The organism is Maribacter sp. HTCC2170 (genome assembly GCF_000153165.2).
Taxonomy (GTDB): Bacteria; Bacteroidota; Bacteroidia; order Flavobacteriales; family Flavobacteriaceae; genus Maribacter_A.
This window is the reverse complement of the sequence record NC_014472.1, coordinates 2,842,638-2,866,944: the sequence shown is the minus strand read 5'-3', so window position 1 is coordinate 2,866,944 and position 24,307 is coordinate 2,842,638. Positions and strand designations below refer to the sequence as shown.

Here is a 24,307-nt window from a genome sequence, read left to right as displayed (position 1 = left end):
AAATAGGTCTACAAAAATACAACATAAATGAAGCATATCTTTTCTTAGTCTTATGTAACATTTGTTACACTTAAATTACTGATTTTATGACGTTTATCATGTTTTATAATGCAAGTCACTTGTAATTTGGCTGTTAATTTTGATTCATATTATATGAGTACTTCAAGAAGGAAATTCATTAAGATTTCCGCATTAGGTTTTAGTGGTGTAGCTGCAGCTTCATCTTTGGGTAGTATGGGCATCAATACCTATTTAGATGATCTAATCACTGATAATTCGCTGGCACCTTTAAAACAAATACCAACCTATTGTGAAGTCTGTTTTTGGAAATGTGCTGCATGGGCACATACGGATCAACAAGGCAATATTCAAAAAATAATTGGTAATGAGGTAGATTCACATTGCTATGGTCGATTATGCCCAAGGGGAACTGGCGGTGTAGGTATGTACTCGGACAATGATAGACTTAAAACGCCATTAATCAGAAAAATTATTAATGGCGAAACCACATTTGTAGAAACTAGTTGGGAAGAAGCCTTAACCTTGATTTCCACTAAAATGGCAAGCCTAAAAAATGCACACGGTGCCGAAAGTTTGGCTTTGCTCAAACATGGTTCACCTGGTAAACATTTTGAGCATCTTTTTAAGGCCTTTGGTTCAGATACTATTGCAGAACCAGCATACGCGCAATGCAGAGGGCCTAGAGAAACCGGATTTGGATTAACTTTTGGGTCATGGGTAGGATCTCCCGAACCAACTGATATTAGAGATACAAAATGTTTGGTTTTAATAGGTTCCCATATTGGTGAAAATATGCACAATTCCCAAGTCCAAGAAATGTCAGATGCTATTGACAATGGGGCCACTATAATTGCAGTTGACCCAAGATTATCTACTGCGGCCAGTAAATCCCAACATTGGTTGGCCATAAAACCGTCTACTGATATTGCCTTGTTATTGGCATGGATGCATGTATTGATCACTGAAGAGTTATATGATAAGGATTATGTTGCCAAGTATGCGAGTGGCTTTAAACAATTACGGGAACATGTTCAGGACTATACTCCAGAATGGGCGTATGGCATAACCACAATCAAACCAGAGGAAATAAGAAAAACCGCCAGAATAATGGCAGCGGCGGCCCCTGCGACTATAATTCATCCCGGACGTCACGTTACATGGTACGGTGATGATACCCAACGTGCGAGGGCTATGGCCATTCTAAATGGTCTATTAGGTTCTTGGGGTCGTAGAGGTGGATTTTACTTTAAAGAAAAAATAGATATCCCCAAATTTCCACATCCTCCTTATCCGAAGCCAAAATGGGGTTGGGAAGAAATTGGTGAAAATTATCCATTCGCAGAAATGGGAATTACCAATGAGGTAATCAGAAACACCATCCCATCAAAAGACAACAAATATCCTATCAAGGCTTGGTTTGTTGCCGGTACCAACTTGAACAAATCCATTCCAAATAAAAAATTATTGGAGGAAGCTATAGATGCACTTGATTTCATGGTTGTTGTTGATACAATGCCCATGGAGGTTACAGGATATGCAGATGTGGTCTTACCGGAATGTACATATTTAGAACGTTATGATGCTCTTAGGTCCTCCCCTAATCGAAATCCATCTATTGCCTTACGAATGCCAGTCGCTAAACCAAGGTTCGATTCTAAACCCGCTTGGTGGATGGCAAAACAAATTGGTGATAGACTCGGTTTACATAATCATTTTAAGTACGATGACTACAAAGAGGTAATTGCATGGCAATTAGAACAAATGGGTACTTCATTGGAAGAAATGGAAAAAATAGGAGTAAAAAACTATAAGCGTAAATCCGGACCATTATACCTGACCCAAGGTCAAGACTATGAATTTGGTACAGATAGCGGTAAAATCGAATTTTATTCACCCCAGTTAGCGGCAATGGGCTTTGATCCTATTCCTAAGTATATACCTCATCCCGAACCACAGAATGGTTACTACCGCCTTAACTATGGCAGATCACCGATGCATACATTCAGTAGAACTGCCAATAATCCAAATCTAAATGATCTTAAAAGTGAAAACGATCTTTGGGTCAATCCTAAAGTAGCGCGAATCTTAAATCTTAAAAAAGGCCAATATGTTTGGCTTGAAAATCAAGATGGAATTCAATCCACATTCGCAATACGTGTTCGTGTCACCGAACGTATTCGCTGGGATTCGGTATACATGGTACATGGTTTTGGCCATGATAATAAAAAATTGACCAACGCCCATGGTAAAGGGATAAGTGATACTGAATTGGTCACCAAAGTGGCCATTGATCCTCTAATGGGAGGTACTGGCATGCGCGGAAATTTCGTAAAAATACTGACAGAAGAACCCGCTAAAACAGCTTTAGTATGAGATATGCAATGGTCATAGACACAAAGAAATGTGTAGGTTGTAGCGACTGTGTGGTTGCTTGTCAAACAGAAAATAAAGTGCCAATTGGTTATTGCCGGGATTGGATTACTGAGCGTGTTGAGGGTGTTTATCCCAATATAGAATTGGAGCTTAAATCTGAACGGTGCAACCATTGTGAAAATGCACCTTGTGTACGTTGCTGTCCAACAGGTGCTAGCCATATCGTAGACGGAGGGATAGTTTTAGTAACTGCGGACGAATGTATCGGATGTGGCGCCTGTATTGAGTCTTGCCCATATGATGCTAGATACCAACATCCTGATGGGTATGTTGATAAATGTACTTTTTGTCATCATCGTTTAGAAAAAGGGCAGTTGCCGGCTTGTGTTGAAGTCTGCCCAACCAAGTGTATGTATTTTGGTGACTTGGATAATCCCAACAGCGAAGTTTCACAATTATTGAAAAGAAGAAAACATAAAACGTTGGCGCCAGAAGCAGGAACCAAACCTCATGTGTATTATTTAACCTAATCGTATGGAAGAAGAATTATTTATCAGCGGTAGAAATATTCCAAATATAGATCCATCCCTACAAATTTGGCATTGGCCCATATCAGTATACCTATTTTTAGGTGGATTGGCAGCAGGTTTGTTGTTTTTTGCAGCCTTGTTTACAATCCTAAAAAAAGAAGGAGAAACACCTGCGACGGTTAAATATGCAACGATTGTTGCTCCTATTGCATTGGTTCTGGGATTAATAGCATTGTTTTATGACCTTACAAATAAAATTTACTTCTGGAGGTTATATACCACCATCAGAATAGAATCCCCCATGTCTTGGGGAGCTTGGGTGCTTCTTATTATTACACCATTATCCATAATTTGGGTTTTCAGCTTTTATTCTGATATTTTTCCCAAATGGAACCTAAAATTTGGTTTCCTTAAGAAGTTCCACTCTTTCGTGGTCAAACATCGAATGAACATTGCATATGCATTGATTCCGTTGTCTTTGATCCTTGGCATCTATACCGGAATACTTTTATCGGCATTTAATGCAAGACCTTTATGGAACAATGCCATCTTAGGCCCTTTGTTCCTTGTATCAGGACTATCAACTGCAGCTGCGACCATTATACTGTTCTCAAAATCGCATTATGAAAGAAAGCTTTTCAGCAAAATAGACTTAGGACTTATAATAATTGAGTTGGCATTGATTGTACATATGATTATGGGTTATTGGGCAGGATCAGAAGTACAGTTGGAAGCCATGCAATTATTGACCAACGGGGAGTTCACCATTATGTTTTTTGTGTTTGTTGTAATTCTCGGCTTGATTTTTCCAGCAGTATTGGAAATAATAGAATTGAAAGGATATAAAGTACCAGTTGCAGTTCCTGCCATACTTATTCTAGTAGGAGGACTGGTATTCAGATTTGTAATGGTAGAAGCAGGCCAAATAACACGGTATTTATACTAAAGAAGAATTTATGAAAAAAGTCATTGAAGATAACAGGCATGTATATTGGAACCCATATTTCGGGGGGTTCTTACTCGGTCTCTTAATCATATTCACATTTTATATGACTGGAAGAGGATTGGGTGCCAGTGGGGTAATGAAAAGCAGCGTTGTCACCATTGTTGATCAAGTATCACACGAACATGCCAAGAACAATGCCTATTTCAGCAGGTTTATTGAAGAGGGTAAGTCACCAATGAACAATTGGCTTGTTTTTGAAACTATTGGAATATTGGCCGGGGCTTTTTTATCGGGATCCTTGGCGGGTAGAATTGGTTTTAGGATTCAACATTCGCCCAAAATTACATCAAGACGTAGATTGGTCTTTGCTTTAATTGGAGGTGTTTTGTTCGGATTGGGAGCCCAAATTGCCAGAGGCTGTACCAGCGGCGCGGCACTGAGTGGAATGGCAGTTTTATCAACTGGTGGGTTCATTACCATGTTAGCAATTTTTGGCACTGCCTACCTGTTTGCATATTTCTTTAGAAAAAATTGGATTTAATCACTAAAAAAATAAAACTATGGGACCATTGATACCTAATGAATATCTTTCCTACGAATGGAACATTGTTATCGCTTTGTTGATTGGTTTGGTGTTCGGGTTTATTCTTGAATCATCCGGTTTTTCGTCTTCTAGGAAACTTGCTGGTGTATTTTATGGCTATGACTTTGCAGTCCTAAAAGTGTTTTTTACGGCGGCTATAGTCTCCGTAATCGGTTTATATTATATGGATTATTTAGGGTGGGTAGATATGTCAATGTTATATGTACACCCGACGTATATATGGGGCGCAATAGTTGGTGGAGCAATAATGGGGTTAGGTTTCATAACGGGAGGTTTTTGTCCGGGCACAAGTCTATGTGCTGTTGCCATTGGTAAGTTGGATGCTTGGGTTTATGTGCTTGGCATAATGGTAGGTGTATTGATTTTTTCCGAAGCATTCGGAGGTTTTGAAAGTCTCTACAATGATTCTTACCTAGGTAATATTACACTTGCCGAAAGTCTCGAGCTTCCCGCAAGTTGGATAATATTTGCAGTTACCATTATGGCCCTAGTAGCATTCTTTATCGCTGATATAATTAGGAAACGAGTTAGTAAAATATTCTATTAAAACTACATTATGATCAATAGAAATCTTGCAAAAATATTATCAAAAAGATATATTATCCTGGCTTCAGTTATGTTCATTCTGGCCTTGGGATTATTATTTCTACCTACCTATGAAAAAAATGAAACCATTACTGCCGAAGATCTGTTGGCCCAAGTAATAAATCCTGAACGCTACATCACCTCAGATGTACTTGCTGACAAAATCATTAACAAAGACCCATCAATTGTTTTGGTAGATTTAAGGCAAGAAAAAGAATATAGTAAATACACATTGTCAAATTCAATTAATATTCCTTTTGAAAATATATTGAACGAGGATTATGAGGGGTACTTTGATCAAGATCAGTATGAAATAGTTCTTTTTTCCAACGAAAATTTCACCTCAGATCAAGCATGGTTGTTACTTACGAGATCGGGCTATAAAAACCTTCATGTACTGAAAGGTGGAATTAACGAATGGTATAATACCATACTAAACCCTTCAAAACCTACCGAAGATATGTCAAATGAAGCTTTTGTTCTTAGAGACTTTCGAATCGCAGCAGCGCAGTATTTTGGAGTTGGAATAAAACGTCCTGAGCAAAAAGTAATAAAACCAAAACCCAAAAAGAAAGTGGTGAAAAAGGTAGTGCCTATTAAGAAAAAGAAAAAAAGAAAGCCTGAGGGCGGTTGCTAAATAGTATAAAATGAAAGAACTCGAAAAAACTAAAAGAATATCAATTTCGACAGTATTGTTCATTCTAATCATTGTCATTGGTTTTCTAACCTTTAGAAAACCTACAAATGTCTATGGAAAAACTCAATTGGAAACGCTTGAAATTTTAAAGACAAAGGATTACTTAGTTGCTATTCCAGAATTAAAAAATACTGATAACGTGCTTATTGATGTAAGAAGCAGATTTGATTTTGATAAAAGTCATATAAGCGACGCAATCAATATACCCACTGCAGAAATTTTAGATGCAAAGAACATTGAATTATTCAAAAAATTCAGAGAAAACAACATTCCAGTAATTATCTATGGCAAAGATCCAATTGATGCCAATAGTGCTTGGATGATCCTGTATGAACTTGGTTTTGATAATGCAAAATTGTTAGGTGCGCAAACAGCCTTGGTTGATAATGAGCTAAAGGTCCAAAACTATGAGTTTGAAAAGCCCATAGCCAATTACGTGGATATTTTTAAAAAAGAAGCTCCAAAAAAAACACCCATAGTAAAAAAAGTAGTAAAAAGAACTCCTAAAAAGGTGGTGCCAATAAAGAAAAAGAAGAAAAAGAAACCAGAGGGCGGTTGCTGAAAAAAATAGAAGAAAATCATAGTTATGGAAAATGATAAAATAATACTGAGGGAGAAATTGAATGAACACTATGGTTCTATTTTTGAAGAAGCACTAATCAATGAAATTGCAGAAATCGGAATCCAAAAAAAAATGGAGGAAGGTATTCGTTTTATTGACATAGGAGATGAAATTACCCATATTCCTCTTGTTATCGATGGTGTCATCAAAATTGTTAGAGAAGATGATAATGGTGATGAGATTCTCCTGTATTTTTTGGAACACCAAAGTACGTGTGCCATTTCATTTGCAAATTGTATCCATAAAAAGCGGAGCATTTTTCGGGGAACCGTTGAAAGGGATCTGGACTGCATTTTAGTCCCCGTAGACAAAATTGAAGATTGGTTGATTAAATATGGATCATGGCGTGTTTTTATGATCGATCGCTATAATGAAAGACTTCTGGAAATGGTGGAAGTAATAGAAAATCTTGCATTCAAAAAACTTGATAAGAGAATTTTGAAATATCTCAAATATGAAGCGAAATTGGCGCAGGATAAATTTTTGAACATTACCCATCAAAAAATTGCCCATGATTTAAACACATCAAGAGTGTGTGTTTCAAGAATACTAAAAAAACTTGAGCGAAAAGGCAGAGTTAAGCTTGGTAGAAACATAATAATAGTAGCTTAATTTTAATCTTTTTTCGTTTTTTTCATTTATCCTATTTCAGCAAGTTTAATAACTTCTTTGCCTTGCTTTTGACCCACTTCACTTCTTGTTAAAAAACTTCGTACAGCAGCGCATAAATCATGCGTAAACTCTAGTTTATTACCTATTTTCCGATGTAACAAATGTTACATTCCTTGAACGATTATGTATTGCAAAAAGCTGACAATAGTCATAAAAATAGGAGCGTTCTAACTCTAATTTTATAATCAAATAAGCGTAGATAACGCATTAAATTATAAACACTTACATTATGAAAAAAAAGTCAATACTCATTGTGGCGCTGTTATTTTTTTCGGCAGCAATCTCAAGTAGTTTTAAGAATGCCAATCGTGACAATAATCCTCCTGGGGAATTTGAGATTCTTTTAGAATATTTAGAGACCAATGCCAGTTATTTACAAGGAGATGGATTTCCGATAATTATGGCTGATGAGGTTAGGAAGAATCTTAAGAACCCCAAGCAACATATTATAGATATACGAACTGATAGTTGGTTTGAATATGGCCATATAAAAAATGCAGCTAATGTAGCTTCCTCAGATTTATTGGACTATTTCAAAACGAAAATCAACCCTGAGGAATTTGAACAAATTGTATTGGTATGTTATTCCGGTCAATCTGCAGCCTATTTTACAAGTCTTTTACGATTGGCAGGTTATGATAATGCTTATAGCATGAAATGGGGAATGAGCTCGTGGAGAGAGGACTTCGCCGAGGGTACTTGGTTAAAAAATACAAGCAATGATTTTGCAACCAATTTAGAGGTAGATGAAAAGGTCAAAGAGGAAAAAGGTGAGCACCCTACCCTAAATACGGGTAAGACTGATGCCAAAGAAATTCTAAATGTTCGCCTAGAAGAGTTATTTGCCGTTCCTTATAAAGAATATATCATTAAATCCGAAGACCTATTTGCTGACCCTAGCAATTTCTACATTATCAATTATTGGGATGAGGCAAAATGTGATGGACATATTCCTGGATCCTTGCACTATCACCCTAACGCTTCAATAACAAAAGATCTTATTACACTTCCAATAGATGAAAAGGTTGTGGTTTATGAAGAAACAGGGCAAAAAGCAGCTTATGTTGTAGCCTATCTCAATGTTTTAGGATATGATGCTGGTAACCTTGCCTATGGCGAAAATGGCTTTATGAATACACTGCTTAAGAAAACAGGTGGAGATGCATTTACTAAAAAGGAAATAAACATGTTCCCAGTAATCGAATAAAAAAAGTAATCTAACAAATTAATAAATCATGAAAAAAATATCATTGTACTTAGTTGCACTGTTAATGGTGCCCGCATTATTACTTGTCTCTTGCGATAGAGGTGATGACATTACAGATGAAAATTCAGTTGCCGCCTTTACTCTATTGAAAGACCACATTGTATCCAATGACCTGGATATTGATAATATTCTTACCAACCCTGATGGTGAAAAATTTGTGGTTGCAGCACCAGCGGATGCTGATTTAGATGCATTTCTTTCAAAATACCACATTATTGATATAAGAAAGAATACTGACTTCCTTACCAATCATATTCAAGGCGCCAAGAATGTACCTTTTACTGACATTTTAACGGAGGCTGCTTCAACTTCAAAACCTGTATTGGTTGTATGTTATACAGGACAAACAGCGTGTTATGCTACAGGTTTAATGCGCTTATATGGCTATTCACATACGAGGGCCCTTAAATGGGGAATGAGTGGTTGGAATGGAACAACTTCTGGTCCTTGGAACAATAATATTGGTAATGACGCCGATGGACATTCTAATTGGACTTTTGGAAATGCACCAACTCCAGAGGTATTTGCTGACCCGGTGATTTCAAGTTTTTCCACCGATGGAGCACAAATTCTAATGGAACGTGTTGAACAAGTGGTTGCCGCTGGTTTTAAAACAGTTTCTGGAGGGGAAGTATTGAGTTCTCCAAGTAATTATTTCATCAATAATTATTTTAGTGAAGCTGACTACACTGGCTTTGGCCACATAGATGGGGCTTATAGAATATTACCACTTACGTTTGCAGATGGTGGTCATTCAAATCTTGATCCAGACCCAAACGCACAGGTTGTGACATACTGCTACACGGGCCAGACTTCTGCTGTAATGACAGCCTGTTTAAGAGTTTTGGGGTATGATGCCTATAGCTTAACATTTGGTATGAACGGTATGTTCAACTCAAATCAGGCTTTTACAAAAAACCAGTGGGGCGCAGATAGTAACCCTAAAAGTTTACCTCTTGTCAATTAATCAGGTTTAAAATTGAATGTTATGACAAATAAAATGTTTTATATACTTGTGATTGCATTAATATGCTTTAATAACAATGCATTTTCACAAGGATGCGAAGGTGATCTCCCAGGTTCTGGAAGCGATTCACTAAATGCGAACAAACCGGTCTTATTTGGGTACTTACAGTCCCAATATGACTATACTTTTTCCAACCCGGGTGAAAGTACCTTTAAGTTCAAGAGAGCTAGAATAGGTGTTAGAGGAAGAGCCTATGAGGATTTCTCCTACTATTTTATGCTAGAAACCAGCCCATTTATTGGTAGTTCAGGTGATGCTTACATCATGGATGCATTCATTACTTATGACAAGTATAACTGGGCAAAAATCTCATTAGGTTCATTTAAACAGCCGTTTAGCTTAGAGGTGGCAACAGCTTGCCATAGTCTTACTACTATTGATAGATCTATAGTAGCGGACCAATTGGTCGCACCTCAAAGAGATTTTGGTATCGGATTGTTCGGTGGTAATAAATACACCAAACTCAATTATGCATTAGCCATAATGAATGGAAGAGGTTTAGGTGTTGTCGATAACAATACAAATAAAGATGTTGTTGGTAGAGCTACCTATAAATTAACTGATTTTTTAACACTGGGTGGTAGTTTTAGATATGGTTACCCAAACACAAATGGTGATTCACGAACTACATTTGGTGGTGAAATGGCTTTGAAATTCAATAATTTAAAGGTTCAAGGTGAATATATTTATGATGAGGGTGATTATAACCGAGCTGCTGGCGGTGGTTGTGGGGCTACACCCGTAGAACTTGGTGAAAAGCGCGACGGTGCCTATATTATGGCATCTTATGATACCGAATGGAAGCTACAACCTGTTTTAAAGTATGAGTATTTTGATCCTAATATTGATATTAAGGAAATTGGGTATCAAGAAATGATGACATTTGGATTCAATTACTTTTTAAATGATAAAATAAGGTTGCAAGTAAACTATCAAGCACATATTGAAACACATATCAATATTGATAATGACATGTTACTGGCACAGTTACAAGTAAGATTTTAGTGAGTTTTTGTTTTAGTTGTTTAAGTTGAAAGAAGAAAAGAGGCTTTTTGTAAAAAGCCTCTTTTTTTTGATAACCAACCTAGCACCACTTTAAAACATAAGAAACATTTAAACCGTTGCTTCTTCTTTCATCCTGTTTTTCGAAATTTTTTCTATTAAATCAGGAACTTTCTCGAAAGCAGCAGCTAAACCATGTGATTTGCCTGCTTCAAGGAAAGATATTTGTTCATCTTTGGTAACTAGGAAACCTATTGGTTCTATTCCAACGCCGGCACCGGCCCCTATTCCTTGACCGGTCTTTGCTTTGGCTTCAGTGCCTTCACCTCCACCAGATCCAAATCCCATACCTACTTTTATAACAGGTACACATTTGAACTCACCTAGATCAAATTGCTTACCAACTACTGTTTCCGTGTTGGCTTCAGTTTTCATAAAATCTGTAATCTGTCCTAATAATTCTTCAAAATGTAATTCCATAATTATAAGATTTAAGTGTTAATAATTGTTTTGATGATATTTATGGGTCGGTTTTGCATATGAAGCACTAGTTGATTATTTCCATAAAAATTGATTCTGAAATGCCCTATGTGGTGGTTTAGTGCAGAAAACATAGGGTAAAGTTTAGCATTTGTAATACAATTGCCCGTATCTATATCAATTAAAAACTTATTGACTTTAAATGTCTGCAGTAAGCGTACTATTTTTTTAGATTCAAAGCTTTTTTTCTTTTTAACCGCATGCTTTTTTGATATTTTTTTCTTCCCACTCTTTCCAACATAATCAAATGGATAGATATAGAAATTCATGAATAATGCTTTTATATGCACCCTAACCAATTCTTCTTTATCAGGTTCTATATATGCTTTGGCCAATCCCTTTAACTGAATGTAATATTCGTTATTGGCGGTATCTATAAAGAATACCAGCTTTACGAAAAGAAGATACACGATAACTAAGCATAGCACTACAAGAATAATAAACAGAACCATACAGTATTTTGATACAAATGAAGTCCAATAAATGAATCGCTCCAATGATTTATATCATCTCACTATCTATTTAACAATTATTAAGAAATACGAATAAATTTGCATAAGGTATTGTAGTTCAGCAACATAACAACACTCCTACTACTCTTTTTACATAAACAATTGTTAAATAATATATAAAATAGTACCTTTTTATACATAGTACTGTAACAAAACTAATCCCTTCTCGTCTATTAGTTGTAAGCCAATCAAAAACAATAAAAATGAAAACATTATATCCACATCAAACAAGACCAAGAGTATATTTTCAATTAGGCTTTGGATGGAACACAGATAAACTGTACGACATTAAAAATAAAAACAACGCTAACAATAACTAAAAACATATAATCATGAAAGCATCAATCAGAAGAACAGCAACAGAAACAAGAGTAAACTCATATTTTTCCTCTTTGAAAAGCACAAAAAGGGTTCAATGGGCTGGGTACAGAAACTTTAGCCGCTAACTTAGAACCATATTCATCAATTAAAAAATCAAAAATCATGAAAGCAACAATCAGTAAAACACCGACAGAAGCAAGAAAGTACACTTATTTTTCAAACTTCAAAAACAGTAAAAGAGTACGATGGGCAGAATATAGAACTTATAATCGCTAGCCAATAGTATTAAAAAGTAATTGACAACAACTAAAAACAACATATCATGAGATCAACATTCACACTTCAGACACCAACAGAATCTAGGAAACATTCTTATTTTTCCAATTTCAAAAACAGTAAAAGAGTTCGTTGGGTAGAATATAGGAATTATAGCCATTAATCAGGGCTAGATTATTTGACCAATCCTTAGAGGGGATAGAACAAGAGGGCACACTTTTAATAAGTGTGCCCTCTTTACTTAGGTTGGTTAGGAATTTATTTTTATGTCTGTTTCACCAGCCCTTTCTGAACATTTGATGGGACAGATTGAAATGATGAAAAAACAGATTTAAACGTGGCTCTACCTTGCGTCATTGACCTTAAGTTGGTTGAATACCCATATAGTTCAGCGGCCGGGACCATACATTTTAATATTTGAAAATGCCCATTGGTATCTATGCCTTGAATTATGGATCTTCGAGATTGAAGATCGGTCATAACACTACCCACCATCTCTTCTGGAACTTTAACAGTGAGTTCCTGAACAGGCTCCATTAAATTTGGTTTTGCATTCAAGAATGCTTCTTTAAAAGCGTGGGCACCAGCTATTTTAAAAGAAATATCATTAGAATCCACAGAGTGCATTTTACCATCATAAACCATAACCCGTACATCACGTACATAGGAACCGGTCAAAGGACCTTCTTCCATAACCTCTAATATACCCTTCATTATCGCCGGTAAATAACGGGTGTCAATAACACCCCCAACAATGCAATTATAAAAAACCAGTTTACCTCCCCATGGAAGATCTACTTCTTCTCTACCCCTCAAGTTGAATCCCTCAGGTTTTGGCATGCCTTCATGCCATGGCTCTATCTTCATATGAACTTGGGCAAACTGCCCAGCACCACCTGATTGTTTTTTATGTCTATAACTAGCATTTGAAGAACGTTGAATAGTTTCTCTATATGCAATTTTCGGTTGTTCAAACTTGGCTTCAATCCCATAGACATTCTTTAAAGCCCAATCAACGGTTGCCAAATGTAATTCGCCTTGACAACCTAAAATCAATTGTTTCAATTCCGTCGAATAAGCTATATCCACAGTTGGGTCTTGGCTATGTATTTTCCTTAAAGCTTCACTGAGCTTTTCCTCTTCTTTTTTGTTTACAGCAGAAATTGATTTTCTAGTTCTAGGTTCGGGAAAATCGATAGGTTTTATGGTTATCGGCTTACCTACCTCGTGTAAAGTATCATTTGTCTCAGTGTATTTCAACTTTAAGGTAGCACCAATATCGCCAACTGTAAGTTTAGTGACGGACTCCCGTTTCTTACCATCCATAATAAACAACTGATTCAAAATCTCAGTTTCCTCATTTCTGGAATTGACCAATTTATCATTTTGATTGATTTCACCAGATTTCACTTTGAAAAATGTGATTTGCCCTAAATTTGGTTGGTGTATGGTTTTAAAAACGAAAAGCGCCGTCGGAGCGTCTGTTTTACGTTCTACTATATTACCTTCAACACTCTGTTCAGGTTTTAAATCGGCAGCAGAAGGCGCAACATTATCAATGAACCCCATAAGTCGGCCGCTGCCCATATCATTTAGGCCAGATGTACAGAACACCGGAAAAACCTCATGATTAAGCATCCCAGCTTTTATTCCTTGACGCATTTCATCTTCATTCAACGTGCCTTTATCAAAAAACAACTCCATTAACTCTTCATCGTTTTCTGCAGCCTTTTCCACAAGTTCATTATGCAACAAATCTGCTAATTCTTTTTGATCCTCAGGTATAGGAAATTTCTCTGGTTTGCCACCGTCAGGTCCAAATTTATACATTTTCATTTTCAACACATCAATAATGCATTGGGCACCGTCAACCATAATCGGATATTGCACCTTGATAATGTTACTACCCACAAAATTCTTAAGACTATTGTAACTTTCGTCAAACTTGGCGTTGGGGTGATCTATTTGATTGATTACGAATAAGGTTGGCTTTTGATATTTATCAACGTAGTTCCAAATAATCTCGGTACCTACCTCTACTCCATGCTGGCCATTTATAACGGTTACAATGGTGTCAGCAACCCGAATTGAAGAAATAATTTCACCTATAAAGTCATCAAGTCCTGGGGTATCTATAATATTTATCTTGTACTGCCTCCATTCAGTATGCATTGGAGTCGCAAATACCGAATTGCCCCTGGCGTGCTCTATTTCATGGTAATCAGAAACCGTATTAAAACCTTCAACAGTTCCCCTTCTTTTAATCAAACCAGCCTCGAAGAGCATTGTCTCTGCCAAGGTTGTTTTACCAGAGTTATGGGCTCCTACAAGGACTACATTTTTAATGTGCTTGTCGTCGTATATTTTCATGGAATATTGATTTAAGTTGTAGTTACAAATCTAGAATTACATTACATCGAATAACATGACATTTGTTAGTTTTTAACTGCAAATGTTAGTTTATATTAAGTGCAATTCCATTCTACGCGCTACATCAAAATCCTCAAGATGAGACTTGGAATCGACTTTTGCTTTTTTACAATAGGTAATCTAATTTGGGACAACTATTTATTTGAATTGGCCAAGAATATCAAAGGTCAATATCAAAAAATAAATAAAGGTTCTAAACCATTTAAAGGCAAAACTATCATGATAATAGAATCCTACTAAAAATAGTGAAATGGGATCAAAGTAAAGCTATTTTAAAAAGCTTTTATTGATTAGGTAAAAGGCATGCTATAGGTTTAGGGCTATTTTACAAAAACCAGTAGTGAAGATTATTATGGTAATGGACACTAATCAAAAGTATAACCATATTTTAGGCCGATTATATATATTGACCAACGATCAATCGATTGTATATCTCTCTCCAAGCGATAAAATGCTCCTATTTTACCAGCTCTTTTAATTTTATAGGATGTGCTCAAAGTAATTCTGTACTTGTCAAATTCACTTTCTTCACCTTTTTTAAATCTACTGAAAATTTCCCCTGCAATTTCTGGGTCTAATTTCCAGTTCGGGATATTATATTCAACTCCTAATTTAAGTCGAACACGCTGTATTGGTATATCTCCATCGGCTTCTGAAACCCCTAATTCGTTTTTGTTCTGATAACGAATTCTATAACGGAGAGTTAAATCATGTATATCATGTTTATATGATAAATCTGTATGGAAACGAAAGTGATTTTCAGTCCCTTGTATAGATCCACGATTGTCATTAAAAAAAACATATCGTGCCCCAAGACCTAATTTAAGTCCTTTGACCAGCTTTCGTGTAACCGTTAACTCTGGAAAATATTCATCAAGCTCAGATATATCTTCCTTTAGACGCAACTGACCCTCTAAAGCGAATTCCCAATCTTTGTTGGGTTCATAGCCTATTTTAATCGATGACCAGAAAGCCACATCATTTGCCTCCTGCCCTACAGAAATGTTGGTGACAAAAATGGCCAATATCAAAAGAATAATTGTATTACTGAATTTCATAGAATATACTTTATGGAACTATTTTTTTGCATTAAAATAATAAATTGTGACCACAGCAGTGTCTCTTAGAAAATTAATATTCCCGATGGTCACTTTGTTTATAGTTAGGCCTGTTCGCTCTTCAAGATCGGCCTTTAATAAATCATAATTCTTAGGGTCTATATTTTCTATTTTTTCATAAACTATTTGCTTTGACACCTCATGTTTCAATAGCCAAACGCGCTCGATCATTAGCATGGCAAAAACTATAATTGCATTTGCTGCTAAAATCTCGGCATAGCTCATTTTTTTATTCGCCAAAGAATTGATTACTGATACCCCAATAACAACGAACAAATAGGTCATCTCCTTAATTTCAATGGGATCGGTGCGGTATCTTATAATTCCAAATATGGCAAATAATCCCAAGGCCATTCCAATATCGAGCTCATATTTTTTAAGGGTGAAACAAAGAAAAAATACAATTATACTTATCATATAATATGTAAAAACGTAGTCTTTTCTCTTTGATCCTTTATAGTAGAGAACCCTGATAATCAAGGACAAAAAAGCAATATTGATTACAAAACGAAAGAGCATTTTGTAAAAATCATCATCGAATAAAGGGATGTCTAAAAATTCCATATTACGCGCTTAGGTTTTCAATTTTTAATAATTTCTGTTTAAACTTATTGTACTTGACATTTCTATTAAGACTAGCCATACCAATACAATACTTACTTATCTTATAGGGGTTATTGCCTATTTTCTTTAGAGCAGTTATTATTGGGGATCTACGATTCAATCTTTCCTGCTTAACTTCAATAATTGCAAGATGCTCAAAAGCTTTTTTGTTCTCCTTGGTCTTATAATTCAAATCAAAATCTATGGTAACCCGTTCCTTTGCTTTGTCATTGGCCAATGTAATACGTTTAAACGAATTATTAATCGTCCTTGACAAACTCTTCTTTATGTCAATGGTCTCGTTAATAAAAGACATAGATCTAGGGCTTAATTCATTTTCAAATTCTTCTAACGCTATCTCCGTCCTAAATTTATTTGTTCGTCCTTTTCCATCTTTCTTTTTTATTTCCAGAAAACAAAGATTCGAATCCTTATAAACCCGCTTTCTTACCTTAACCCTACGTACCTTCCCGTTATGATGGTCATGGTAGTAATCATTCATGTCTGTATCAAAATAAACCGTGTTATAGGTCATTATTCGGTTATCCTCAATTTCCAAAGCCCTATAATCTGATTTTACAGCATCTAGTATTTCTGGCAAACGTGAAACATGCAATATGAACTTGGTATCTGTACGTTTCATCAATGCAACACTGTTCAATGCTTCTAAACCTATTGCTTCAAATTTGTGTATTGAGTCTGTTATCGATTGCTGCATGATTGATATAATTGAACAATGAAATTCAAAGTGGGCTAAATTCCTGTTCATTAAGGCAAAGTGCTAAATTTAATCTTAAATTCAATATACTTAACACTCATTTTATTGCAATATTGTAAATTATCTACTCGAAGACAATAATAAGCAACATTAGGAAATAATATAAAAGTGAAAATAATTTAACTCTCTACGGATTAAACCAATAATTCAATTTTAATGTCAATGACCACGTTCTTCCAGAATAGGGAGAAATCAAATGATTATTGGTATAAACAATAAAAAGATCTGATGCGGGTTTATATCTCCATTGAAAACGAGAGTTCAGATTAAAGTTCTTTGATTGTTCATTATACTGAAATAGGGTTGCGAAGAATAGTTTATTGGTAAATGTAACATCTACCTCGGAACCGATCAGCCAAAATTGGTTGGTATTCCAAGGCGCCGGCAATTTAATACGATTGTAATTCAAATTAGCGGTAAGGCTGACATAAGGTTGAAAACGATAACCCAATTCGGTTGTTAGGCTTGTACGGTTTCCACCGGAATAATAACCGCCAAATCTACCATCCAGCGCATAGGTAAACATGCTTTGGGGTTTTGATGCATACATCCACCCAAAAGCATTCCAGTTATGCTTGGTTCCCGTCAGTAGCTCTTCCTTACCCAAACGTGTAGGGTCGAAAGGGGCCAATAGTTCAACATAATCATCGGAGATAAATACATCTAAACCACTCCGATTTCTAAAATCTATCCCATAAAGCATATAGGCTGTATGATCTGTATGTTTAAAACTTTGGTCAAAATAATAATTGGCATTCAAACTTGGTCCATGACTTAAAACCGGGCCTGCCTTTGGAAAGAAAAGATGTCCTAAGCTAGATTTAAAACTTACATAGTCGTTTCTTGGTACAAAACCGACTTCAGCCGTATAATCCTTATCAACCGATTCTTCTTGTATGCGCCAATTCCACTTTCTGCTCTTATACTCTAAATGAGCCGCTTGTGTAATTCCATTACCATCTTTATTGGGAGCAAATGATTTTAATAAAAAAGCCTTTCCGTTCCACAGATTATTCGGTGAGGCCAAATTATACTCCACTCCAATATTTCTATTGAATTTTGTATATTGATTATTAATGGAATCATTTTCAAGCGGATAATTGAAAGATTCTTTATTCACAATCATAAGACCTATACTAGAACGGCTAAAAACTTTTCGCTGCAATGACAATACTCCAAAATTTTGACTGGGAAGACCAGTTTCGTCAACAGCCGCCGTTTGCATATCCATAAGTCCCAATCGCCATTTATCATTAAGGTTACCACTTACACGAGCACCAGCACGTATTGGTACTCCAAGTCCAATTCTTCGTGAAAAGAAGGGACGAATAGTTGGATAACCAAAACTTGCGAATAGGTCACCGTTTTCTAAGAAAAATTGTCTTTTCTCAGGAAAGAACAACTCAAAACGATCTAAGTTCGTCACCTGCCGATCAACTTCAACCTGAGAAAAATCAGGATTCACCGTAAGATCTAAATTCAATGAAGAAGAAAGGCTTACTTTTACATCACCACCTACTTTTTTATCAAAAGTGCTATTACCATCCAAGTCATTATTCACTCCACCGAGCATATAAGGAATCAATGATACATTTCTACCTGCCTTTGGTGGCGCTTCGTCCCAAACCAGTACTCCTGAATAGGCCAAAGTGGATGTTGGAAACTGTCTTGGAACAGGGGTCCAACTCGATTTTTCACTCGCCCTAAGATCTAAGCGACTAAAATTAATGCCCCACTCCTTTACTCCATCTTCATATCTGATGGATTTAAAAGGCAAGGCCATTTCAAAAACCCATTTATCTTCATCACTTTGTACTTTAGAAATCCATTTTGTGTCCCAGTTCAAATCAATATTGTTTCCGCTGAACATGGTACCATCCCATTGAGCGCCTGCGGCATTCGAACCAAAAGAAAAACCAGTGGTTTGATTGTTAAATGGGTCTAAAAAAAGAAGAAAATTATCATTCTTACCAAAAGAAAAATCCCTACGCAATGATTCCACTATATTGGTACCCGATCTTGTATTGTAAAATGTAGCTAGTAGGTATATGTTTTTATCATCATAAGCCATTCTTATTTCCGATTTCTCATTGGATTTACCCTTATCCATCGGTAGCACCATGAAAAAATCATTTGCAACATCAGTTGTCTTCCAACCGGCGTCATCTCCTACTCCATCTATAACTATTGGGGCAGTGATTTTCTTAATATTTAATCTAAAGGATTCATTCTTTTTTTGGGCAGTCAGCGATAAGCAAAACATTGCAATAAAAAAGGCAAGGATGTAGTTCTTCATAATCCAGGCTAAATTACCCAATAAATGGATTTTTTGATAGTATAATGATGCTTATTTTGACCTTTGTTCAAGAGAAACTAAATAAATACTTCCTCTAAATCTGACCGATATACTATTATGCAAAATATTACGTTAAATCGTATACGATATACTATATTGCAGTATGATTTCTAAAATAATTCTTCGCGATCAAGTGCGTGCCCATTTGTTGGATCAAATGACCAATGGACTTCTTGAACCTGGTAAAACAATTAATCTTGCTGCCCTGGCAAGAAAATTGGATGTTAGTGTCACCCCAATCCGCGAAGCTTTGACCCAATTACAGCAATCCAAACTAATAAAGGCCATTCCCAATCGCGGTTTCATTATTGCAGAATTGAATTATATGGAGGCGAAGGATCTTTATGAACTTGTAGCCGATCTTGAAGTGCTCGCATTGGATAATTCTGTTTTTGACGAGGACTCTATCAGTGGTTTAAAGAAGACCCAAAAGACATTCAAAGCTGCCAAAGATACCTTATCACGTATTCACGCTAAACTCGAATTTCATAAGATTCTGACCCAGCATTACAAAAATGCTTTGGCCCAGCAAATATTGGCCGATTTGAAGACACGTATCATCTTTTATGAACGCGCCTTTATGTCCGATGATTCTATCTACTCAAAATCTGATAATCAGCATGATGCGATAATATCAGCAATTGAGGACGATAACGTGCCCACAGCTGCTCTGGTATTGAAAATGAACTGGATGCTCATTCTGGACTATATACAAAAGCAATTGCGTTTTATTTAACTTTACCTCCTATTCAATTTCCTGCAACAGTTCTTCAGCTGAATTAGTTATACGTTTATAACAACCATAACCCCATCTCGCATAGAAGAAAAGAGCAATCAAAGCAACGCTGATACCCAAATAAAACGGTAGGCCTCTAGAGACTGCGAAGAAATCTTTATTGGAGAAGATTCTTGAAGCTACCGGCATCATGGTGAATGCTAGCACAAAACTGGCATAAATACCTACCTGTTGTAAAATCAATAGTCGCTTCTTTTTTGCTGTATACTCAATAAGTGTTTCTTTATACGTTTTGACACCGATTTTTAATCGTTGTACGGCTCGCAATGAATTCAATACCAAAACCGGCATTAGTATCAAAAACCCAAGAGTGAATATACCACAGACAATTTCTAACCACCCCTGTAGTTCATTGAAATTAAATAATATATATATAGCAGCTGCGAAACATATAACAGCTCCGAGGCTTTCGTAAAATGAAACTTTACTGAATTTATTTTTATATCGATCCTGAGTCATTTTCATGATGATTTCATTTGTTAAATGCTTTTGTTTCTCTAATTCTACACTCATCTGTGCCCATGTTGCCTGTATTTCCTCTAGTTCCATAGTTCTATTGCTTTACAATCTGTGATTTTAGTTTGTTCTTGATCCTCGAAATTCTCGTACCTACGTTTGACGACGTTAAACCCGTTATCTCTGCTATTTCATCATACTTTTTTCCTTCCAGCATTAGTAGTATCAATCCTTTTTCAAGCTCATTCAATTGATGAATTTGGGAGTATAATATTTTTATTCGTTCTTCGAACTCGGCGTCATAATAATCTGTTTGCCCCAAAACAACTTTATCAATTGGGACAGAATGCCCTTTACGCTTATTCTTTTTAATTCGTGTCAAAGCAGTGTTCAGAGCAATACGGTACATCCAAGTACTGAATTTTGATTCTGACCTAAATGAGTCAAATGATTTCCATAATTGATATACTATATCTTGGTAAAGATCCTGTTGATCCTCCCTGTTATCGGTATAAACTGTGGTGATTTTAAAGATTATCCCCTCATTTTCCTTAATCACTTGTACAAATTCATGCTCTCGATTCATCTACCGGTCTTGGTTTTTTGTATTAGTATGCATTAGCATGATAAAATCACACTAATCATCACAAAATATTTATTAAGGTTCATATATTATCGACGGATACCAAACGTTAGGAATGTAAGAAGAATTTTGAACCTAACCAGATTGAACAAGTAGCATGAACTATTTATCGCCCCAAATTGAGGCATTTGCAAAACGTAAAAAGCCTATTGAAAGTTCTTTAATCCGAACGGAAAATTCTTGTGGAATCTTTCAGCAGTACAATGAAGAAAAAAAGTCTGAACCGAAAAAGAAAAGTCAATAAGAAAAAACCAAAAAATAATTTGAAGTTATTCAAATAAACTCCTATCCAATCCAGGAATAAGGTTTAAGGCATTTTTATAATAGACTTTCTTTAATACTTCATCAGGTAGATTTAAACCGTACATGGCCCAAAATGCATGGTATTTCTTGTAATAAGGAAAGTATTCATCATCAGTTTCCAAAACCCTGAAATAGGTAGGGAACTCATTGGGTTTCCAACTATCCTTACCAAAAAGAATACGGTCTTGGTATTTTATAAAAAACTTCCTGGCATGTTTTGGTTGCCTGCCCAATTCTGCAATTACAGCAGCTATGCCAACATTCATATTCGGCAAGGCATCCATTAATTCTCCTAATTTATCCAAATTATTAGCATACCAACCCATATGTGCATTGATGAATTTCGTATTTGGGTGTTTCTTGAACATATTGTGTTGTTCCTGTATAATTTGTTCCCAGGGGGCAGGATTGGTGGCAGTACGCTTTCTTCGAGAATGGGTTTTAAGCTCTAACCAACGTTCATTGTCACTGTTCATGTCATCCCAAAATGATTTTGGGTCAGCAGCGTGGATCAATACTGGGACTCCCATCTCGGCACATTTTGCCCAAATCGGGTCTAAACGAGCGTCGTCTATGGCCACTCTTTTTCCATTATTATCTTTGTAGCGAAGACCAAGGCTTTTATAGATTTTCAAGCCTTTCGCTCCATTTTTAATGTCAGTCTCCAGTTGTGAAGCTGCTTTTTCAGACCACCCTTGGGTTCCCACACCATCAAAATCCACATTGGCAAAAACTACAAATCTGTTTGGATAGTTTTCTTGAATACTTTTTATCATGGAATTCACCCGTTCTCCCGAGCCACCACTAAGATTCACCATAATGCCCTCATTGAGCAAATCCATATCCTTAATCAATCTATTCAAGCCGTCGGCTGACATATCTCTTTGATGACTATGTACATCGATAAATGGAAATTTGGACCTTTTCACTTCGTTTACGGGAACGACCAAAGTAGATTTAGGATTATATTCTTCAAAACCCATATCTTGGGCAGAAGTACTTGTCACTGATATTAAAAAAATGATTATTAAAAATGCTTTGTAAGACTGCTTCATTTAAGTAATTGATTTTAAAGCTTGTTCGTATTCTTCTTTCGTATCCAAATCTATCCCCATTCCTTCAGCAAATAATTGTATTACATCATCAGGATTACTTGAAATTAGTTTTTTCGCTCCTGTTTTGCCTTCTAGTTTAGACAATTCCTCAAAGTACTTGTTATGAAAAAGCACCGGAACACCAATACTGTTTGCATGTGTCGTTCCAATAATCCCTTTATCCGAATTCCTAAAAATATCGATTATTCTATTTAAATGCTCCGCACTTATAAATGGTTGATCACATAACATAAACAATACACCATCAAACTTTTTCCCAGAAATTAAAATATGGTTCATTGCACATGCGATTGAAGATCCCATTCCCTCTTCCCATGTTTTGTTTAAAACCCATTCTGCACCAATACCCTCATTCCTTGCTTGGACTTCTGCTGCTTTTGCTCCCAAAACAACATATATTATATCTGCTTCACATTCACCAGCAACATTTATGGCATTGCCCAGTAATGTGGTATCACCCCAAGGGAGCAATTGCTTTAACTCATGCATTCGGGAAGATTCCCCTGCAGCAAGTATGGTTATGGCTATTTTGTGGGAATCAGCCATTAATTATGAATTGGTGTGGATTTATTCTTAAGCATTATGGGTTTCTCTTCTCTTATAACTGCCAATATTTCAGCGATGATCGCAATACTTATTTCCTGAGCAGTTTCTGCTCCAATATTCAGCCCTGCCGGCCCATAAGCAACATCAAAAAAGGAATCATTTACCTCGGGGTGCCGTTCAATCAATTCATTCAAGAGTTTTTCCCGTCGCTTCGCTGGACCCAATATTCCTATATAAGCGGGATTGGTTTCTCTTATTTTCAATAAATACTTCAAGTCCTTAACATAACCATGGGTCATTAACATTACCGCCGTTTGATCATCTATTATTTCCGTTGAAAACTCTTCAGCATTGATACAGAGTAGTTCTTGAGCTCCAGGAAAATCAACTAATTTTTTTTCTTCAGACGGAGAAGCAATAATGGAAACTTCCCAACCAGTAATAGAGGCATAAGATGCCAATTGTACGGCATCATGTTCTGCACCAATAATCAATAATTTAAAGCATGGTTTCATCTCTTGTTTGAAAACATTTAGGCCTTCATCAATTTCAAACGCTTCTTTAAGTGGAAATCTGTTTCCATCAAAAGAAAAAATTGAGCCACAGGATTTATGCTTTCCCTCTGTAGTTGAATAAAAACAAACTATATGAACTGGATTTCGTTTTCTCAAGTTTTCCTTAAAAGCATCGATGAATGCATAACCCGGCTCAAAGGGCTCAATCAAAATGTATAACAAACCCTCACATCCCAAACGATATCTACCATCATAGGTCATCATTTTTGGAATTCCATCCTTTAAAACACTTTGGGCCTGTCTTATTACTTCTTTTTCTACACAGCCACCACTTACAGCCCCAATAGCCTTCCCGTCTTCATGAATCAACATACGAACTCCCGGTCGACGGTATGAGGATCCTTCGAGGGCCACTACAGTGGCCAATACAGATTTTTTATGTTGCTCTTTCGAAGCAAGAAACGCTTCTACAATTTTTTTGAGTTCGTGGATCATTGATTAAATCGATAATACATCAGCATACCGTTAATTCCCATTTTAATATCTAAAATCCTCTAATAAGAATTCGGGTAATGCTTGATTGGAATTTCACTTCTAATTTACTGGATATAATAGCAAGGAATTTTACTTTAACAAGATTTAACAAACTTTTT

General features: G+C 36.2%; 24 protein-coding genes. 12 read left to right on the top strand and 12 right to left on the bottom strand.

What is annotated here, in order from left to right:
• The first annotated feature begins 153 nt into the window (after positions 1–153).
• The 11 genes from FB2170_RS12570 (at position 154) to FB2170_RS12520 (ending at position 10,349) form a co-directional block, all read left to right on the top strand.
• Positions 154–2,394, top strand: a complete 2,241-nt coding sequence (locus FB2170_RS12570) for a molybdopterin-dependent oxidoreductase (RefSeq protein WP_041633210.1) — start codon at positions 154–156, stop codon at positions 2,392–2,394.
• Entirely contained in the window at positions 2,391–2,924 is a 534-nt protein-coding gene (locus FB2170_RS12565) for a 4Fe-4S dicluster domain-containing protein (RefSeq protein WP_013306948.1), read from the top strand. Before FB2170_RS12570 ends, FB2170_RS12565 begins: the two co-directional genes overlap by 4 nt.
• A gap of 4 nt (positions 2,925–2,928) precedes the next feature.
• Positions 2,929–3,870, top strand: coding sequence for an NrfD/PsrC family molybdoenzyme membrane anchor subunit (gene nrfD / locus FB2170_RS12560; protein ID WP_013306947.1), 942 nt, complete (start codon positions 2,929–2,931; stop codon positions 3,868–3,870).
• Positions 3,871–3,880: 10 nt separating this feature from the next.
• On the top strand, positions 3,881–4,411 hold the full coding sequence (locus FB2170_RS12555) for a YeeE/YedE thiosulfate transporter family protein (protein WP_013306946.1): 531 nt from the start codon (positions 3,881–3,883) through the stop codon (positions 4,409–4,411).
• A 19-nt stretch (positions 4,412–4,430) separates the two neighbouring features.
• Positions 4,431–5,021 (top strand): DUF6691 family protein, encoded by a 591-nt coding sequence (locus tag FB2170_RS12550; RefSeq protein ID WP_013306945.1) that lies wholly within the window; start codon positions 4,431–4,433, stop codon positions 5,019–5,021.
• 9 nt (positions 5,022–5,030) lie between these two features.
• Entirely contained in the window at positions 5,031–5,696 is a 666-nt protein-coding gene (locus tag FB2170_RS12545; protein WP_013306944.1) for a rhodanese-like domain-containing protein, read from the top strand.
• 10 nt (positions 5,697–5,706) lie between these two features.
• Complete coding sequence (locus FB2170_RS12540) at positions 5,707–6,318, top strand: rhodanese-like domain-containing protein (RefSeq protein WP_013306943.1); 612 nt, start codon at positions 5,707–5,709, stop codon at positions 6,316–6,318.
• Between the two features lie 24 nt (positions 6,319–6,342).
• On the top strand, positions 6,343–6,990 hold the full coding sequence (locus FB2170_RS12535) for a Crp/Fnr family transcriptional regulator (protein WP_013306942.1): 648 nt from the start codon (positions 6,343–6,345) through the stop codon (positions 6,988–6,990).
• Between the two features lie 289 nt (positions 6,991–7,279).
• Entirely contained in the window at positions 7,280–8,257 is a 978-nt protein-coding gene (locus tag FB2170_RS12530) for a rhodanese-like domain-containing protein (protein WP_013306941.1), read from the top strand.
• A gap of 28 nt (positions 8,258–8,285) precedes the next feature.
• Entirely contained in the window at positions 8,286–9,284 is a 999-nt protein-coding gene (locus FB2170_RS17060) for a rhodanese-like domain-containing protein (protein WP_013306940.1), read from the top strand.
• 21 nt (positions 9,285–9,305) lie between these two features.
• The gene (locus tag FB2170_RS12520) at positions 9,306–10,349 is read left to right on the top strand and encodes a porin (RefSeq protein ID WP_013306939.1); all 1,044 of its coding nucleotides are present in this window, start codon (positions 9,306–9,308) and stop codon (positions 10,347–10,349) included.
• A gap of 108 nt (positions 10,350–10,457) precedes the next feature.
• Here FB2170_RS12520 and FB2170_RS12515 read toward each other — a convergent pair whose 3' ends face one another.
• From FB2170_RS12515 to FB2170_RS12485, 7 genes are all read right to left on the bottom strand, one after another.
• On the bottom strand, positions 10,458–10,826 hold the full coding sequence (locus FB2170_RS12515) for a GerW family sporulation protein (RefSeq protein WP_013306938.1): 369 nt from the start codon (positions 10,824–10,826) through the stop codon (positions 10,458–10,460).
• 11 nt (positions 10,827–10,837) lie between these two features.
• On the bottom strand, positions 10,838–11,338 hold the full coding sequence (locus tag FB2170_RS12510; RefSeq protein WP_013306937.1) for a hypothetical protein: 501 nt from the start codon (positions 11,336–11,338) through the stop codon (positions 10,838–10,840).
• A 921-nt stretch (positions 11,339–12,259) separates the two neighbouring features.
• Positions 12,260–14,365, bottom strand: coding sequence for an elongation factor G (locus FB2170_RS12505; RefSeq protein ID WP_013306935.1), 2,106 nt, complete (start codon positions 14,363–14,365; stop codon positions 12,260–12,262).
• 425 nt (positions 14,366–14,790) lie between these two features.
• Positions 14,791–15,483 (bottom strand): DUF2490 domain-containing protein, encoded by a 693-nt coding sequence (locus tag FB2170_RS12500; RefSeq protein WP_013306933.1) that lies wholly within the window; start codon positions 15,481–15,483, stop codon positions 14,791–14,793.
• A gap of 18 nt (positions 15,484–15,501) precedes the next feature.
• A complete protein-coding gene (locus tag FB2170_RS12495) occupies positions 15,502–16,107 on the bottom strand; it encodes a DUF4956 domain-containing protein (protein ID WP_013306932.1) in 606 nt (201 codons plus the stop codon).
• Between the two features lies 1 nt (position 16,108).
• Positions 16,109–16,864, bottom strand: a complete 756-nt coding sequence (locus tag FB2170_RS12490) for a polyphosphate polymerase domain-containing protein (protein ID WP_013306931.1) — start codon at positions 16,862–16,864, stop codon at positions 16,109–16,111.
• Between the two features lie 187 nt (positions 16,865–17,051).
• Positions 17,052–19,220 carry a DUF5916 domain-containing protein gene (locus tag FB2170_RS12485; protein ID WP_013306930.1) on the bottom strand — a complete coding sequence of 723 codons (2,169 nt, stop codon included), beginning with the start codon at positions 19,218–19,220 and terminating at the stop codon, positions 17,052–17,054.
• A gap of 163 nt (positions 19,221–19,383) precedes the next feature.
• Between FB2170_RS12485 and FB2170_RS12480 the strand changes: the two genes are divergently transcribed.
• Positions 19,384–20,016 (top strand): GntR family transcriptional regulator, encoded by a 633-nt coding sequence (locus tag FB2170_RS12480; RefSeq protein WP_013306929.1) that lies wholly within the window; start codon positions 19,384–19,386, stop codon positions 20,014–20,016.
• 9 nt (positions 20,017–20,025) lie between these two features.
• On the opposite strand, the gene FB2170_RS12475 is transcribed toward FB2170_RS12480, so the two are convergent.
• From FB2170_RS12475 to FB2170_RS12455, 5 genes are all read right to left on the bottom strand, one after another.
• Complete coding sequence (locus FB2170_RS12475; RefSeq protein ID WP_013306928.1) at positions 20,026–20,625, bottom strand: hypothetical protein; 600 nt, start codon at positions 20,623–20,625, stop codon at positions 20,026–20,028.
• A 4-nt stretch (positions 20,626–20,629) separates the two neighbouring features.
• Positions 20,630–21,118 (bottom strand): RNA polymerase sigma factor, encoded by a 489-nt coding sequence (locus FB2170_RS12470; protein ID WP_013306927.1) that lies wholly within the window; start codon positions 21,116–21,118, stop codon positions 20,630–20,632.
• Positions 21,119–21,444: 326 nt separating this feature from the next.
• Positions 21,445–22,533: an amidohydrolase family protein gene (locus FB2170_RS12465; RefSeq protein WP_013306925.1), complete on the bottom strand. Its 1,089-nt coding sequence runs from the start codon at positions 22,531–22,533 to the stop codon at positions 21,445–21,447.
• Entirely contained in the window at positions 22,534–23,139 is a 606-nt protein-coding gene (locus FB2170_RS12460; protein WP_041632840.1) for a nucleotidyltransferase family protein, read from the bottom strand.
• The gene (locus tag FB2170_RS12455; protein WP_013306924.1) at positions 23,139–24,149 is read right to left on the bottom strand and encodes an XdhC family protein; all 1,011 of its coding nucleotides are present in this window, start codon (positions 24,147–24,149) and stop codon (positions 23,139–23,141) included. Before FB2170_RS12455 ends, FB2170_RS12460 begins: the two co-directional genes overlap by 1 nt.
• Positions 24,150–24,307: the final 158 nt, after the last annotated feature.